General features: G+C 68.3%; 15 protein-coding genes. 4 read left to right on the top strand and 11 right to left on the bottom strand.

Annotated elements, in window-relative coordinates; translation table 11 throughout:
- From RR49_RS04970 to RR49_RS04945, 6 genes are all read right to left on the bottom strand, one after another.
- Positions 1-1,296 carry a citrate synthase gene (locus tag RR49_RS04970; RefSeq protein ID WP_048809218.1) on the bottom strand — a complete coding sequence of 432 codons (1,296 nt, stop codon included), beginning with the start codon at positions 1,294-1,296 and terminating at the stop codon, positions 1-3.
- 147 nt (positions 1,297-1,443) lie between these two features.
- The gene (gene dapC, locus RR49_RS04965) at positions 1,444-2,556 is read right to left on the bottom strand and encodes a succinyldiaminopimelate transaminase (RefSeq protein ID WP_045246964.1); all 1,113 of its coding nucleotides are present in this window, start codon (positions 2,554-2,556) and stop codon (positions 1,444-1,446) included.
- A gap of 2 nt (positions 2,557-2,558) precedes the next feature.
- Positions 2,559-2,879: a ferredoxin gene (fdxA, locus tag RR49_RS04960; RefSeq protein ID WP_045246963.1), complete on the bottom strand. Its 321-nt coding sequence runs from the start codon at positions 2,877-2,879 to the stop codon at positions 2,559-2,561.
- A 13-nt stretch (positions 2,880-2,892) separates the two neighbouring features.
- Positions 2,893-3,285, bottom strand: coding sequence for a DUF6113 family protein (locus tag RR49_RS04955; protein ID WP_048809217.1), 393 nt, complete (start codon positions 3,283-3,285; stop codon positions 2,893-2,895).
- A 9-nt stretch (positions 3,286-3,294) separates the two neighbouring features.
- Positions 3,295-3,609: an AzlD domain-containing protein gene (locus RR49_RS04950; RefSeq protein ID WP_045246962.1), complete on the bottom strand. Its 315-nt coding sequence runs from the start codon at positions 3,607-3,609 to the stop codon at positions 3,295-3,297.
- Positions 3,606-4,340 (bottom strand): AzlC family ABC transporter permease, encoded by a 735-nt coding sequence (locus RR49_RS04945; protein ID WP_045246961.1) that lies wholly within the window; start codon positions 4,338-4,340, stop codon positions 3,606-3,608. The genes RR49_RS04950 and RR49_RS04945 overlap by 4 nt, the downstream gene beginning before the upstream one ends.
- Positions 4,341-4,397: 57 nt before the next feature.
- Between RR49_RS04945 and RR49_RS04940 the strand changes: the two genes are divergently transcribed.
- Entirely contained in the window at positions 4,398-4,748 is a 351-nt protein-coding gene (locus tag RR49_RS04940) for a DUF2200 domain-containing protein (protein ID WP_045246960.1), read from the top strand.
- An 18-nt stretch (positions 4,749-4,766) separates the two neighbouring features.
- Here RR49_RS04940 and typA read toward each other — a convergent pair whose 3' ends face one another.
- Positions 4,767-6,677, bottom strand: a complete 1,911-nt coding sequence (gene typA, locus RR49_RS04935) for a translational GTPase TypA (protein ID WP_045246959.1) — start codon at positions 6,675-6,677, stop codon at positions 4,767-4,769.
- 87 nt (positions 6,678-6,764) lie between these two features.
- A complete protein-coding gene (locus tag RR49_RS04930; protein WP_045246958.1) occupies positions 6,765-8,525 on the bottom strand; it encodes an ABC transporter ATP-binding protein in 1,761 nt (586 codons plus the stop codon).
- A gap of 77 nt (positions 8,526-8,602) precedes the next feature.
- Here RR49_RS04930 and RR49_RS04925 point away from each other — a divergent pair, with 77 nt between their 5' ends.
- A complete protein-coding gene (locus RR49_RS04925) occupies positions 8,603-9,229 on the top strand; it encodes a PH domain-containing protein (RefSeq protein ID WP_045246957.1) in 627 nt (208 codons plus the stop codon).
- A 5-nt stretch (positions 9,230-9,234) separates the two neighbouring features.
- On the opposite strand, the gene RR49_RS04920 is transcribed toward RR49_RS04925, so the two are convergent.
- The 3 genes from RR49_RS04920 to RR49_RS04910 form a co-directional block, all read right to left on the bottom strand.
- Positions 9,235-10,245: an ABC transporter permease gene (locus RR49_RS04920; RefSeq protein WP_045246956.1), complete on the bottom strand. Its 1,011-nt coding sequence runs from the start codon at positions 10,243-10,245 to the stop codon at positions 9,235-9,237.
- Positions 10,245-11,702, bottom strand: a complete 1,458-nt coding sequence (locus tag RR49_RS04915) for an ABC transporter permease (protein WP_245610956.1) — start codon at positions 11,700-11,702, stop codon at positions 10,245-10,247. The genes RR49_RS04920 and RR49_RS04915 overlap by 1 nt, the downstream gene beginning before the upstream one ends.
- 201 nt (positions 11,703-11,903) lie before the next feature.
- On the bottom strand, positions 11,904-13,670 hold the full coding sequence (locus RR49_RS04910) for an ABC transporter family substrate-binding protein (RefSeq protein ID WP_045246954.1): 1,767 nt from the start codon (positions 13,668-13,670) through the stop codon (positions 11,904-11,906).
- A gap of 243 nt (positions 13,671-13,913) precedes the next feature.
- Here RR49_RS04910 and RR49_RS04905 point away from each other — a divergent pair, with 243 nt between their 5' ends.
- Together RR49_RS04905 and RR49_RS04900 are read left to right on the top strand one after the other, a co-directional pair.
- Complete coding sequence (locus RR49_RS04905; protein ID WP_045246953.1) at positions 13,914-14,726, top strand: CPBP family intramembrane glutamic endopeptidase; 813 nt, start codon at positions 13,914-13,916, stop codon at positions 14,724-14,726.
- Between the two features lie 222 nt (positions 14,727-14,948).
- Positions 14,949-15,911, top strand: a complete 963-nt coding sequence (locus tag RR49_RS04900; RefSeq protein ID WP_045246952.1) for a hypothetical protein — start codon at positions 14,949-14,951, stop codon at positions 15,909-15,911.
- Positions 15,912-16,033 lie beyond the last annotated feature (122 nt).

Genomic DNA, 16,033 nt, shown 5'->3' with positions numbered 1-16,033 from the left:
TCAGACGCCCGGGTACGACCGCTCCGGCGAGCCCGTGTAGAGCTGCTGCGGGCGACCGATCTTGGTCTGCGGGTCGGTGTTCATCTCGCGCCAGTGGGCGAGCCAGCCGGGCAGGCGGCCGATCGCGAACAGCACGGTGAACATGCGGGTCGGGAAACCCATCGCCTTGTAGATGACGCCGGTGTAGAAGTCGACGTTCGGGTACAGGCGACGCTCCTTGAAGTAGTCGTCGCTCAGCGCGATCTCCTCGAGCTGCTTCGCGAGGTCGAGGAGCGGGTCGTTGACGCCGAGCGCCTGCAGCACCTCGTCCGCCGACTCCTTGACGAGCTTCGCCCGCGGGTCGTAGTTCTTGTAGACGCGGTGCCCGAAGCCCATGAGCTTCACACCGTCCTCCTTGTTCTTGACCCGCTCGACGAAGCGCTCGACGCTCTCGCCGGAGTCGCGGATCTGGCCGAGCATCTTCAGCACGGCCTCGTTAGCGCCGCCGTGCAGCGGGCCGTACAGCGCGTTGATGCCGGCCGAGATCGAGGAGAACTGGTTCGCGCCGGTCGAGCCGACGAGCCGCACCGTCGAGGTCGAGGCGTTCTGCTCGTGGTCCTCGTGCAGGATCAGCAGGCGCTCGAGCGCGCGGGTCACAACGGGATCGATGTCGTACAGCTCGCTCAGCACGCCGAAGTTGAGCTTCAAGAAGTTGTCGACGAACCCGAGGGCGTTGTCGGGGTAGAGGAACGCCTGGCCGACGCTCTTCTTGTGGGCGTACGCCGCGATCACGGGGAGCTTGGCGAGCAGGCGGATGGTGTTCAGCTCGACGTGCTCGGGGTTGTGCGGGTCGGACTCGTTCTCGTAGTACGTCGAGAGGGCCGCGGTCGCCGCCGACAGCACCGACATCGGGTGCGCCGTGTGCGGAAGCGCCGAGAAGAAGCGCTTCAGGTCTTCGTGGAGGAGGGTGTGACGGCGGATGCGTCCGTCGAACTCCTCGAGCTCCGCCGCGGTCGGCAGCTCGCCGTAGATGAGCAGCCAGGCAACCTCGAGATACGTGGAGTGCTGGGCGAGCTGCTCGATCGGGTACCCGCGGTACCGCAGGATGCCCGCATCGCCGTCGATGTAGGTGATCGCGGACTTGGTGGCCGCGGTGTTGACGAAGCCGTAGTCGAGGGCGGTGTGACCGGTCTGACGGGTCAGACTCGACACGTCGATGCTCGGGTAGCCGTCGGTACCCGTCAGCACGGGGAATTCCGCCGTGCGCTCACCGACCGTGAGGGTCGCCTTCAGCTGCTGCGTGTCTTCGTCGCTCACCGCGCCTCCTCGTGAGGGAAATCGTCGAGGTCGTTGCCGCCGAGCGGCAGGATGCGCATCGGGTCCTCGATGCACACCGACTACAGCCTAGCCGGGCGGGGAGGGTACTCCGTTACCGCACAAAGGTCCGGGCGATCGTGTGGAGGATCACGACGAAGACGCCCGCAGACGGCTCGCTGCGGCCGCGATCCGCTCGTCGGTGGCCGTGAGCGAGAACCGCACATGCTGCGGGAAATGCGGGCCGTAGAAGTGTCCCGGACCCACCAGGATCCCGAGCTCCGCGAGGCGCCCGAGGCTCTCCCACGCGTCACGTCCCTCGGTCGCCCAGAGGTACAGACCGGCCTCGCTGCCGTCGATGCGGAATCCCGCGGCCTCGATGGCCGGCTTCAGGATGTCGCGTCGCACCCGGTAGCGATGCTTCTGCTCGGCCACGTGCGCGTCGTCGCCGAGGGCCGCCGCCATCGCCCGCTGCACGGGCGCGGGCACGAGCAGACCGAGGTGCTTGCGGGCGGTCACGAGGCGGGCGACCACGTCCGCGTCGCCCGCGAGGAAAGCCGCGCGATAGCCCGCGAGATTCGACTGCTTGCTGAGCGAGTAGACCGACAGCACGCCCTCGAACCCGCCGCCCGTCACCGACGGATCGAGCACGGACGGCACCGGTTCGCTCGCCCACCGGCCGTCCCAGCCGAGCTCCGCGTAGCACTCGTCGCCGACCAGCAGCGCACCGAGCTCACGGGCGCGCAGGTAGGCCGCGCGAAGGGCGGCCGCATCCCACACGCGACCATCGGGGTTGCCGGGCGAGTTCACCCACACCAGTCGGGTGCCCGCAGGCCATTCCGAGGGATCATCGCTCGCCACGGCGGTCGCGCCGACCAGGCGTGCGCCGACCTCGTACGTCGGGTACGCCGCCTCCGGATGGACGACGACGTCGCCCGATTGAAGGCCGAGCAGCAGCGGCAGCAGAGCGACCAGCTCCTTCGAGCCGATCGTGGGGAGCACCTGCGAGACATCCAGCCCGGGGACGCCGCGGCGTCGCGCGAACCAGTCGACGATCGCGTCGCGCAGCGGCGCCGTGCCGATCGTCTGCGGATAGCCGTGAGCGTCGGTCGCGTCGGCAAGCGCACGGGCGACGACCTCGGGCGTCGCATCGACGGGAGACCCGACCGAGAGGTCGACGATGCCATCGGGATGCCGCCGCGCGGTCTCGGCGAACGGGATCACCGCGTCCCACGGGTAGTCGGCGAGGTCGGCGACCCCCACGGTCAGTGGCCCTGCGGCGGAAGGGCGGCGATGATCGGGTGGTCCTTCGGGATCACGCCGACCTTCGCGGCGCCGCCCGGCGAACCGACCTCGTCGAAGAACTCGACGTTCGCCTTGTAGTAGTCCTGCCACTCTTCGGGGAGGTCGTCTTCGTAGTAGATCGCCTCCACCGGGCAGACGGGCTCGCACGCGCCGCAGTCGACGCACTCGTCGGGGTGGATGTAGAGCGAACGCTCCCCCTCGTAGATGCAGTCAACGGGGCACTCGTCGATGCAGGCACGATCCTTCACATCGACGCACGGGAGGGCGATCACATACGTCACCCGTCCAGTGTAGTCAGGGGTGCGTGACCGGCTGCGGAGCGCGCCGAGCCCGGGAGAGGTCCGGCCAGGCGACGATGACGGCGGCCACGAGCGGCACCACGATCATCCAGACGTTCGCCAGCACGGGATGCAGCTGACTGAAGATGATCGATCCTCCCGCCGACGTCTGGGCCAGCACCCAGGTCGCCCCCATCATGCCCAGGGCGGCCGCGAGCACGGCCCACCGGTCACCCGACAGCAGCCGGAGCGCGAGCAGCAGCGCCGTGGAGCCGATGAGCGCGACGATGAGTCCGAGCGGCAGCCAGCCTCCGACGACGATCGAATGCGCGAACGAACCCGCCGCGCCGTAGAACAGACCGATCGCAAGGGCGAGCACGTATGCGCCGAGGCGCTGCAGCAGGGTCACGCCTCGATGCTACGCGGCCCACCCGAGTGCCCGCAGCGCGGCCGCGACGACGGCCGCCGCCACCACCACGACGAGGAAGGGCGCCCGCAGGGCCAACAGCCCTGCCGCGACCAGCACGGCCGGAAGACGCGCATCCACGTGCAGAGCCTGCCCGCTGGCGAACGTCTGCACACCGACGAGCGCCGCCAGCAACGCGACCGTGAGAAGGTCCGCGATGCGCAACGGCCGGGGCGCCTCGAGGAGCGACGGCGGCACGAGATAGCCCACGACCTTGAGGGCGAGGCACAGCACGGCGGCCAGCAGCAGGGCGCTCCAGAGGGTCATCGCACGGCCTCCCCCGCGGATGCACCCGGCCCGCGAGCGCGCCGACCGCCGACGTCGAACCAGCCGACGACGAGGGCGACGACCGCGGCGAGGATCACGGGCAGCCCCGGCAGGAGCGCGGGTGTGAGCACGACCGCCACAACGGCAGCCGCGATCCCCACGGCGATGGGCTGCGCACCGCGCAGTCGCGGCCACAACAGCGCGAGGAACGCCGCGGCGGCCGCCGCATCCAGCCCCCAGGCGCGCGGATCACCCAGCACGTCGCCGAACAGGGCGCCCAGCAGAGTCGACAGATTCCAGCCGACGTAGATGCCCACTCCCGTCACCCAGAACCCCACGCGGCGCGCCCGCGGCGCATCCTGAGCGAGAGCGACCGCCGTCGACTCGTCGATCGTGAACGGCGCCGCAGCGAGACGTCGACGCAGCGACCCCCCGATGACGGGAGCCATGCGCATGCCATAGGCGATGTTGCGCACGCCCAGTAGTGCAGAAGAAGTGATCGCGGCGGGCGCCGCGGCGAGCCCGCCGGCGGCGATCACGCCGATGAACGCGAACTGCGACCCTCCGGTGAACATGAGCAGGCTCAGCACGCACGTCTGCCAGATGTCGAGTCCCGATGCCGTCGCGAGCGCTCCGAACGAGACGCCGTACGCGCTCGTGGCGAGTGCGACCGCGAGCCCCTGCCGCCATGCGCGCCGATGCTCGAGCGCGGATGCATCGGGGTCGGGCACCCGCCGAGCCTATCGGCGCGGGTGCGCGCAGCCGGGCATACAGCTACCCTTCCCGACATGGAGCACCGGATCTTCGATACCACTGTCGCGTCGGTCTACCCCTTGTATCAGGCGAAGCTCGAACGGAAGGGACGCACCCGGGAGGAGCTCGATGCCGTCACGACCTGGTTGACCGGATTCGACGACGACGCCCTCGCAACTCGACTGACCGGAGGCGCCACATTCCGCGAGTTCTTCGACGACGCCCGGCTGCCCGACGAGGTCGAACTCATCACCGGAGTCGTGTGCGGCGTTCGCGTCGAGACGATCGAGGACCCCCTCATGCAGAAGATCCGGTACCTCGACAAGCTCGTCGACGAGCTCGCCCGCGGAAAGGCGCTCGAGAAGGTGCTGCGGTCCGCATCCTGAGACGCGGACCGCACCGACTCACGCGTTCGCGTCCTGGCGCTTCAGCCGTGCTGTGGCACGACCGCGCTCGGTCGCGTCCAGCACGACCTTGCGGATGCGCACCTTCTCGGGCGTGACCTCGACGCATTCGTCGTCGCGGGCGAACTCCAGGCTCTCCTCGAGGGAGAGCGTGCGCGGCGGCGTCATCGACTCGAACGTGTCGGCCGTGGAGGAGCGCATGTTGGTGAGCTTCTTCTCCTTGGTGATGTTGACGTCCATGTCGTCGCTGCGCGAGTTCTCGCCGATGACCATGCCCTCGTAGACCTCGTCCTGCGGCAGCACGAAGAAGCTCATGCGCTCCTGCAGCGCGATGATCGCGAACGGCGTGACGACGCCCGCACGGTCGGCGACGATCGAGCCGTTCTGACGCGTCACGATGTGACCCGCCCACGGCTCATAGCCGTGCGAGATCGCGTTGGCGATGCCCGTGCCGCGGGTCGTCGTCAGGAACTCGGTGCGGAATCCGATCAGGCCGCGGGACGGCACGACGAACTCCATGCGCACCCACCCGGTGCCGTGGTTCGTCATCGTCTCCATGCGTCCCTTGCGGGCCGCGAGAAGCTGCGTGATCGCGCCGAGGTACTCCTCCGGCGCGTCGATCGTGAGGTGCTCGAACGGCTCGTGCACCGTGCCGTCGATCTTGCGCGTGACCACCTGAGGCTTGCCCACCGTGAGCTCGAAGCCCTCGCGACGCATGTTCTCCACGAGGATCGCGAGCGCGAGCTCGCCGCGGCCCTGCACCTCCCAGGCATCCGGCCGGCCGATGTCGACGACCTTGAGCGACACGTTTCCGATGAGCTCGCGGTCGAGGCGGTCCTTCACCATGCGTGCCGTGAGCTTGTGGCCCTTCACCTTGCCGACGAGCGGCGAGGTGTTGGTGCCGATCGTCATCGAGATGGCGGGGTCATCGACCGTGATGGCCGGCAGCGGGCGCACATCTTCGGGATCGGCGATCGTCTCTCCGATCGTGATCTCCTCGATGCCCGCGATCGCGACGATGTCACCGGGGCCGGCGGACTCCGCCGGGAAGCGCTCGAGCGCCTTCGTCTTCAGCAGCTCGGTGATGCGCGCGTTGGAGTGCGTGCCGTCGTGGCGCACCCAGGCGACCGTCTGCCCCTTCTTCAGCGTGCCGTTGAACACGCGCAGCAGCGCGAGACGGCCGAGGAACGGGCTCGAGTCGAGGTTGGTGACCCACGCCTGCAGCGGGGCCTCGTCGTCGTACGACGGTGCCGGCACGTGCTCGAGGATCGCGGCGAACAGCGGCTCGAGGTCGTCGTTGTCGGGGAGCTCGCCGTTGGCGGGACGGTTCTGGGATGCCGCACCCGCACGACCCGACGCGTAGACCACCGGCACGTCCAGCAGCGCGTCGACATCGAGATCGGGCACATCGTCGACGAGGTCGCTCGCGAGTCCGAGGAGAAGGTCGTGACTCTCCTCCTCCACCTCGGCGATGCGGGCATCGGGACGGTCGGTCTTGTTGACGAGCAGGATGACCGGAAGCTTCGCCTCGAGGGCCTTGCGCAGCACGAAGCGCGTCTGGGGCAGCGGTCCCTCACTCGCATCGACCAGCAGCACCACGCCGTCGACCATCGACAGTCCGCGCTCGACCTCACCGCCGAAGTCGGCGTGGCCGGGGGTGTCGATCACGTTGATCGTGACCGGCTCCTCGGTGTGGATGCCGTTGTATGTGATCGCGGTGTTCTTCGCGAGGATCGTGATGCCCTTCTCGCGCTCGAGGTCGTTCGAGTCCATCGCGCGCTCTTCGACGTGCGCGTGCTCGCCGAACGATCCGGTCTGACGGAGCATCGCGTCCACGAGCGTCGTCTTGCCGTGGTCGACGTGCGCGACGATGGCCACGTTGCGGAGGTCGGGACGGAGGGCGTGCGCCATGAAGGGTTTCCTTGCGAAGAGGGGGACGGCCCGGATCCGGACCGTCCCCCATCCTACCGTCTGGCGGCTCCGCGCCGCCTGAGGCGCTTAGGGGGCGTCCGGGTTGTCGAGACCGAGGGCCGCGAGACGAAGCTCCCGACGCGCGTGCTGCACCTCGGGGTCGGGAACCGGCACCGCGGCCAGGAGGCGCTGCGTGTACGCCTCCTGCGGGTAGCGCAGGATCTGCTCACGGGTGCCGACCTCGACGATCTCGCCCCGACGCATTACCGCGATGCGGTCGGCGAGGGCGTCGATGACAGCCAGGTCGTGCGTGACGAAGAGGCACGCGAAGCCCTTCTCGCGCTGCAGCTCGCGCAGCAGCTCGAGCACCGTCGCCTGCACCGAGACATCCAGCGCACTGGTCGGCTCGTCGGCGACCAGCAGCTTCGGGTCGAGCGCGAGGGCGCGCGCGATGCCCACGCGCTGCTTCTGACCGCCCGAGAGCTCGTGCGGGAACCGGGACGAGTAGGCCAGCGGCAGGCGCACCGAGTCGAGGAGCTGCGACACACGTGTGTCGAGAGCCTTGCCCTTGAGACCCTGCGAGAGTCGGATCGGCTCGGCGATGGAGTCGCCGATCGTCATTCGCGGATTGAGCGAGCTCGACGGGTCCTGGAACACGATGCCCACGTTGTGGTGCACCTTGCGGATCGCGTCGCGGGTGGGCGTGGAGAGGTCGACTCCGGTGACAGTCAACCGCCCGGAGTGCACCGGGAGCAGGCCGATCGTGGCACGGCCGATCGTGGTCTTCCCGGAGCCCGACTCACCCACGAGACCCAGCACCTCGCCCTGGCGGATCTCGAGCGAGATCTTGTCGGCGGCGCGGAAGGCAGGAACGCGGCCGCGCTTCGGGTACTCGATCGCGACATCCTCGAACTTCACGACGACAGCGCGCTCAACAAGCGGGTCGGTGGCCGCGGCATCCGCGTCGATATCGCCGGCGTCGACATCCTCGAGGGTTGCCGTGATGTCGATGGCCTCCGATGCGCTCGAGCCTTCACCCAGACGCGGCACCGCGTCGAGGAGGGCCTGCGTGTACGGATGCTTCGGGGCCGCGAAGACCTCGGCGACCGTGCCGGTCTCGACGACGTCGCCCGAGCGCATCACGATCATGCGGTCGGCCATGTCGGCGACGACTCCCATGTCGTGGGTGATGAGCAGGATCGCGGTGCCCAGGCGCTCCTGCAGCGACCGCATGAGCTCGAGGATCTCCGCCTGCACCGTCACGTCGAGAGCCGTCGTCGGCTCGTCCGCGATGAGCAGCACCGGGTCGCACGAGATCGACTGGGCGATCATGGCGCGCTGGCGCTGACCGCCGGAGAGCTGGTGGGGGTACGAGGCGAAGGCCTTCTCGGGGTCGGGGAGCTCGACGAGGGTGAGCAGCTCGACAGCGCGGGTGCGGGCCTCCGACGGCGACAGGTGGAAGTGCTGGCGCAGCGTCTCGACGATCTGCGAGCCGACGGTGAGAACCGGGTTCAGCGCCGTCATCGGCTCCTGGAAGATCATCGCGACCTGACGCCCGCGCACCTGCTGCAGCTGGCTGGGGCGCAGCCCCACGATCTCGCGGCCGCGCAGCTTCGCGCTTCCCGCCACTCGAGAGTTGTTGGGCAGGAGGCCGAGCAGCGCCATCGAGCTCACGCTCTTGCCGGAGCCGGACTCGCCGACGATGGCGAGCACCTCTCCGGTGGCGACCTTGTACGAGACCTTCTTGGCCGCGGGCACCCAGACCCCGTCGACGCCGAAGTCCACCGAGAGGTCGTTGACCTCGAGGACCACCTCGCCGGGGGTGAAGCTGTGCGTCGTGGCGTTCATGATGCGGATCCTTCCGGGATCTCGGTGGCGTCGTGGCGACCCGGTTCGGTCGCCGACGCGGATGGGAGGATGAAGCTGTGGATGAGCGCGACACCCTGGTATTCCGACCGACCACGAGCATCGTGCTGTCGGTGAGCGGCTGGGCCCTCATCGGACTGGGAGGGGCGACAGCCGTCGGCTACGCGATCGCGCTCGGGGAGCCCCATCGCCTGTGGGCGCTCGTGCCGGTCGCGCTGCTCGCGCTGCTGGTGTGGGAACTCTTCTGGCGCCCGCGGGTGGTCGTGACGGACGCGGATGTCACCCTCGTGAACCCGTTCCACACCGTGACGGTCGCCTGGAGCAGCCTGATCGATGTCGACACGCGCTTCGCGCTGACCCTCGTCACCCCGCAGCGTCGCTACCGCGCCGCAGCCGCTCCGGCGCCGGGACCCCTCACTCGTCCGATCACCGGCGCCGCCAGCGCCCACCCGGCGATCGGACCGGCCGATCGCGACGGCGGACGACGCGCGTCGTCGACGCTCGGGACCGACTCGGGCGACCTCGCGGTGATCGTGCGCGACCGCTGGATGCGCCTGGCCGAAGCGGAACGGATCCCGCTCGGCCAGGCCGACGCACAGCGCGCGCGAGTACGCATTCACCTGGCGAGCCTGGCGACCGTCGTGGCGCTGCTCACCGCGAGCCTGCCCGCGATCGCTCTGGCCTGAACGGATCACCTCAGCTCGACCTCGGCCTCGACCTCGGCGGGCACGTCCTGCACCGGGGCCTCCTTGGTGCGACGCCGCGAGAACCGACGGCTGCGCGGGTCGAAGGCCTCCCGCAGGGCATCGCCGAAGATGTTCGCCGACAGCGCGAGCGCCACGATGAAGAACGCCGGCCACCAGAACAGCCACGGCCGCACCGCGAACGCCGACTGGTTCGCCCCGATGAGCAGACCGAGCGACACATCAGGAGAGCGGATGCCGTAGCCGAGCAGCGAGATCGCCGACTCGAGCAGGATGGCGGCCGCGGCCAGCAGCGACGCCGAGACGATGATGACACCGGTCGCGTTGGGCAGGATGTGACGGAAGATGATGCGGGCGTCGGATGCCCCGGCAACCCGAGCCGCCTCGACGAACTCGCGCTCGCGCAGCGAGAGGAACTCACCGCGCACGAGACGGGCGATGACCATCCAGCTCACGGCGCCGAGCATGACGCCGAGGATCCACACGCCGACAGCGCCCGCGTAGTTTCCGACGACCGCGGCGAGCACGATGGCGGGGATGACGATGAAGACATCCGTGATGCGCATGAGCACCGCATCCACCCAGCCGCGGTAGTAGCCCGCGATCGCGCCGACGATCACGCCGAGCACGACCGCGATCCCCGTGATGAGGATCATCACGACGAACGAGTTCTGGATGCCGCGCATCACCATCGCGAAGTAGTCGCGACCGATGCGGTCCTGTCCGAACGGGTGGTCGCCGAACGAGAACGGCCACAGCTGCAGGGTGGGTGCGCCATCGATGGCGATGTTCGGGTCGGGGTCGGTGAAGTTCCACTTCCACCACCCGTGGATCGGTCCGACGCCGATCGCCGTGGTGGCGAACACCACGATGGCGAGAAGCACGACCAGCGAGACGACGCCGGCGGGGTTGCGCAGGAACCGACGCAGGATCAGGCGCCCCTGACTGACGGAGCGGTGGTCGACCGTGTCGACCGAACTGGGCAGAGAGGTGGACATCAGCGGACCCTCACTCTCGGGTCGAGTGCCGCATAACTGAGATCGGCGAGGAAGTTGAACAGGATGGCCATGAAGGCGATCACGAGGAAGTAGCCCATGACCGGGTAGACGTCACCGCGACCGAGCGAGTTCTGGAAGAGCGCGCCCATGCCGGGGATGCCGAAGATGTACTCGGTGATGATCGCGCCGCCGAGCAGGGCGCCGAGGTCGGTCGCGACCAGCGTCGTGATCGGGATGAGCACGTTGCGGAAGGCGTGGCGCACCACGACGACCCGCTCGGGCATGCCCTTCGCCCGGGCCGTGCGCACGTAGTCCTGCCCGAGCACCTCGATCATGCCGGCGCGTGCATAACGGGTGTATCCCGCGAAGGAGATCGTCAGCAGCGAGACCGTCGGCAGCAGCAGATGGAAGAAGGTGTCCAGCGCGGACCGCCACATGTTGCCGGGATCATATCCGGGAGTCGACGAGCCGACCGTCGCGATCGGGCGGCCGTTCATGTCGAACATGTAGCCCGGGAAGGACTGCATGAGCCGATCGATGATGATCAGGAACCCGATGAAGAACGCCACGAGAATGCCGATGCGGATGTTCTGTCCACGATCGTCGCCGCCGACGAGGAAGCCGACGAGCGCACCGACGACGAGCGCAGCGATCGCCAGGATCGCGATGGTGCCAATGGTCGAGACATCCAGCAGCGGCTGCACGGCGAAGTACGACGCGATGCCGATGACCGCCACGATGCCGGCTGTGATGAGTCCTCGGCGGTTGTAGATGCCGGCGAGGATCGCCGCGACCGCGGCCGCGATGCCGAGGCTCAGCACGATGATGCCGACGGGGCCGATGGCGGGCTGGGCGAACCAATCGGTCGCGCTCATGTAGATCAGGAGGCCGGCGGAGACCACGAAGGCGGACGCCGTCGTGATGAGGCGCCGACGCATCTCGCCGCCGACGACCGCCTGGATGATCAGCGCGAGCACCAGCCCGATCACGATCGAGAGCCAGATCGGCACCTCTGGTGAGGCCAGGAAGTTGTTGTACCCGATCGCGACGAAGCTCTTGAGCATCGTTGCTGCGAGGAACGACGGGAGCGAGTACAGGAACAGGCTGATGACGGTGAACGTGATGTCGAAACCGCTGTTCTCACGGATGGCCGACAGGATGCCGGTCGCGATGCCGAAGAGGATCGCGAGAATCAGTGCCGCGGTGACCATCTGCACGGTCGAGAGCATGGCGGTCGGCAGCAGGTCGGTGACCTGCGCCCCCTGGAACGTCTGGCCGAGGCTGCACTGCCCGGCGAAGGGGACGAGGCACTTGGCGGCCCCGCCGATCCAGATGAACCAGCGCAGCGGCGGCGGGACATCGAGATTGCCGATCTGGATGCGCGCCTGGATCAACTGCTCCTTGTTTGGGAGGATCGAGGTGCGCAGGTCTTCGAGGGGATCGGTGGACAACGCCACCAGGTTGAACATCACGAACGACGCCGCGACGAGAATCAGAACGGAAACGCCGATTCTTCTGAGGATGAATCCGACCAATGTGTGTTTTTCCTCGCTCACGCGCGGAGCTCGCCGGGATCTTCCGGCTCACCCCGCGTCGGTGATCACTGACAGAAGTTGGGGGTGGCGCCCTGATCGGACGCCACCCCCAGCATCATGACCTTACTTGGAGCTGGTGCTCGTCTGCACCGACCACTCCCAGAAGTTCCAGATCGGTCCGGTCTGGTTGCCCATGTACTTGACACCCTGAACCTTGCTGGAGACGCCGTAGATACCGGCGGCCTGGAAGAGCGGGAGGCCGTAGCCCTGCTCGAAGGCGATCTTGTCGATCTGCATCTCCAGATCGGTCAGCTTGGCGGGGTCAAGCGTCGTCTGGGTCTGCGTGGCGAGGTCGTTCGCGGCGGTGAAGCCGTTGTAGTTGCCGCCACCCTGGCTGGTGAACAGCTGCGGGATCTGGGCGGTGCCCACACCCGGGCTGATCCACCCGAACAGCGACGCGTCGTAGTTGCCACCGGCGAGCAGCGACGACCACTTCGGGTCACCGCCGTCGACGACGTTGAAACCGGCCTGCTTGGCCGACGCCTGGATCGCCTGGAACTCGTCGACGCGGTTGGGGTTCTTCGAGTTGTAGAGGATCTTCACGGTCGGGGTCTTGCCGGCGAGCAGGCTCTTGGCCTTCTCGATGTCGACCGAGTCGTAGGCGGACGAGCCGTTCTGCGCAACCGAGGTCGCATACTGCGACTGGTTCGGGAGCCAGATCTGCGAGTCGAGCGGCTTCGCGTCGGGGTTGACCGGCTTCACGATCGCGTCGACGATCTGCTGGCGCGGGATCGTGAGCAGGAACGCCTGGCGCACGGTCGGGTCGCTGAACACCGACGACTTGAAGTTCAGGTCGAGGTGGTCGTACGAGACCTGGTCACCCGTGAGCACGGTGGCGCCGGTGACGGCCTCGAGCGACTTCTTCGTGTCGGCCGATGCCTGCGGGTAGACGATGTCGACCTCGCCGTTCTGGAGGGCGGTCACCTGTGCGGCGGCGTCGGGGATGACGCGCATCACGAGCTTGTCGATCTGCGGCTTCAGGTTGCCGTCGTAGTACGGGTTCAGCGAGAACTCGAGCGACTGTCCCGGAGTCCACGCGGAGAGCACCCAGGGGCCGCTCGACACGAGGAGGTCGGAGTCGGTCGGGAACGACGTGATGTCGTAGCCGGTGTTGATGAACTTCGCCGCGGCCTCGAGGGTCGCATTCGGGGCGACCGGGCTCGACGGGTTACCTGCGGGCAGGCCCTGGAGGAGCTTCGTCAGGTCGGCAGCCGACGAGAGACCGGCCTTCTTCGCGACGATGTGCGCGGGCTGCGCGATCGGCGAGAAGAGGTTCCAGTCGACGTAGGGCTGGCTGTAGACGAGCGTGATCGAGGTGTTGTTGTCGCCCACGGTCGGGAACGCGGTGCTGTTGATTCCCGCGGTCGAACCGGCGATGGCGAAGTACTGCGTGCCTTTGGTGACGTTGCCGTCGGCGTCGAACGTGGCGTCGTCGTAGTGACCCGAGGCGATCGCCCAGGCGAGGACCATGTCATCTGCGGTGATGGGCTGGCCATCCGACCACTTCGCACCCGACTTGAGGGTGTACTTGACCGTCAGCGGGCTGTCCGAGGTCTTCTCGTACGTGCCGATGTCGGTGTTCGCCACGACGTTGAAGTTGTTGTCGGGGTACTGGAACGCCGCACTGGTCAAGTACGCGTACTGACCGTTCGTGTCCAGGTTGCCCTGCGGCGTGTTGTAGTTCAGCGAGGTGAGGTCGTTGACGATGGCCTCAGTGACGGTGCCGCCCGAGCGGGGCTTGGTGGTGGTGCCGCTCGTGGTGCAGCCCGCCAGCAGGAGGGCACCCGCGGCAGCTGCCGCGATCACCACTCCGAGACGTGACTTCTTCAACTTGGTGACTCCTTATGAGAAGGGATGTGGCCCCACACGAAGTCCGAAAACTTCGCATGGCGCAGATACGGAAACCCTAAGCACGGCCATCCGCCTGTTCAAAGCCGGACCGGAAACCGTTACATACCCTTAACGCGAATGACGGTGCGATGCGCAATCTGCACAGTCGGGGTGCAGAGCGGGCCGATGCGCCTTTTACCTGCGCATCACGGCGGAAGCGGCATCCCGTGAAACGATGCCGGGGTGACCGAGACGACGCGTCCCCTTCCCGCCGAGCGCCCGCGGGCCGTGGGCTTCGACCGCACCCGGCTGCGCTGGGAGGTCTGGCTCGTCCTCGGCGTCAGCGTCGGCCAGTCGGCCCTGTACTCGGTGCTGTCGATCGTGCGCACGACGATCGAGACGATGTCTCGCGGCCAGACGGTCGGCGACGCGCAGACGCAGCTGAACCCCACGCAGGACGCTGCGGCGTTCTGGGACATCCTCTACCAGTTCCTCGATGTGTTCTTCAGCTTCGTGCTGATCGCGCTGGTCGTCTACCTGCTGTGGAGCGCGGGCGACAGCGCGCTGCGACGCATCGGGCTCGACTTCCGCCGATTCGGCGGCGACCTGGGTCGTGCGGCGCTTCTCGCCGCGGTCATCGGCGTGCCAGGGCTCGGGCTCTACGTGGTCGGTCGACTGCTCGGGCTGACCCTTCAGGTGCAGGCGTCGCCCCTGGATGCCGCGTGGTACACCGTCCCGCTCCTCCTGCTCGCGGCGCTGCGCGCCGGCGTGCTCGAGGAGGTCGTGTTCAACGGCTACCTCTTCGACAGGCTGCGGCGGCTCGGCTGGTCGTGGTGGGCGATCATCCTCACCGCAGCGGGTCTGCGAGGGCTGTACCACGCGTATCAGGGAGTTCCCGCGATCATCGGCAACGCGGTGATGGGGGTCGTCTTCGGCTGGTGCTATCGCCGCTGGGGCCGGGTGATGCCGTTGGTGATCGCCCACACCCTCATCGACGTCGTCGCGTTCATCGGATATCCGCTCGCCGTCTCGCTCTGGCCGGGCGTCTTCGGCTGAGCCGCCGCGGTGCACCGGTGCGCCGAGGCGCCGGTGCACAAGTGAGCCGGAAGGCACGACGCGCGACCTACGGCCGACCGTGCGTCGCGGAAGGCTCCGTCCCACGGCTGCGGGAGCGGGCACGTCGTGACGTTCCCTCCACCGCGCGGCGAATGCGATCGCTGTGCACCGGTGTGAGGGGATGCACGGTCGATCCGGCGGTGCGGCGGGGAGGCTGGCGCGATGAGCGTCACTGCGTTCCTCGTCCCCTCGCCGGTCCCCCTCGAGATCGCCGACGACGATGCTCCGGTCGGGCGTCCGCGCGACCGCCCCGGGTATCACCGCGTCCGACGCGGCGTCTACGCCCCTCAACATGAGTGGGACCGCCTGGCAGCGCGTGAGCGCTACCTCACGCGCGTGCACGCCCTGGCGGCGATACGCCCGAACACCGTGTTCTGCATGGAGTCCGCGGCGGCACTCCTCGGACTCCCGTTGTTCGGCGAGCCGCGCCGCATCCATGCCTTCGCTCCCGGGCTGCGTCGATCCACCTCGTTCGGCGATGTCACCGTGCACACCAGCGCGACTGCCCGGCGCGTCGACGCGGGCGGTACGATCGCCGTCGTCGACGCGGCCGACACATCCATCGACCTCGCGCACGTGCTGCCCCCGGCGTTCGGCCTCGCCGTGATGGATGCCGCGATCGCCGCGCACCCGGCAGCATCGACGATGCGTGACGAACTGCAGCACCGCCTCGAGACGCGCGTACCGGCCCACGGGAGGCGCCGCGCGGAATGGGCGTTGGGGTTCGCGGTCGCGAACAGCGAGTCCGTCGGGGAGTCGGTCAGTCGAGCCGTGATCTCCTGGCTCGGGTTCGAGGCACCCGAGCTGCAGTGCGTCTTCCGGGGCGAGGGTGCTCGCGATCGAACGGACTTCTTGTGGCGACGGGCGTCGGTCGCCGGGGAGTTCGATGGGTGGGACAAGTACCCGACCCACGATCCGCGAGCCGCACGGGCCGCATTCATCGCGGAGAAGCGACGCGAGGACCGCCTGCGACGCCAGCTTCGCGCCGTCGTGCGATGGGAGTGGCGGGATGCGCTCCATCCGCACCATCTCGAGCGGCTCCTCGCGCAGGCCGGTGTGCCGCGCACCGATCGTCGACGCCCGTCGCTGCTCGCCGACGTGGGCCGCAACCCGCGCTCGACCTAGGCCGTGTTGATCAAGTCTGATTTGATCCAGATGAGCGTCGCGGCGAGGCTGACGGCGGCTCGGTAGCTGCGGAGGAGCTTGTCGGAGCGCATCGCGATGCCGCGCCACTGCTTGAGCCGGTT

This window comes from Microbacterium ginsengisoli (genome assembly GCF_000956535.1).
Classification (GTDB): Bacteria; Actinomycetota; Actinomycetes; order Actinomycetales; family Microbacteriaceae; genus Microbacterium; species Microbacterium ginsengisoli.
The sequence above is the reverse complement of the archived record's forward strand: the minus strand, read 5'-3'. Positions and strand labels throughout refer to the sequence as shown.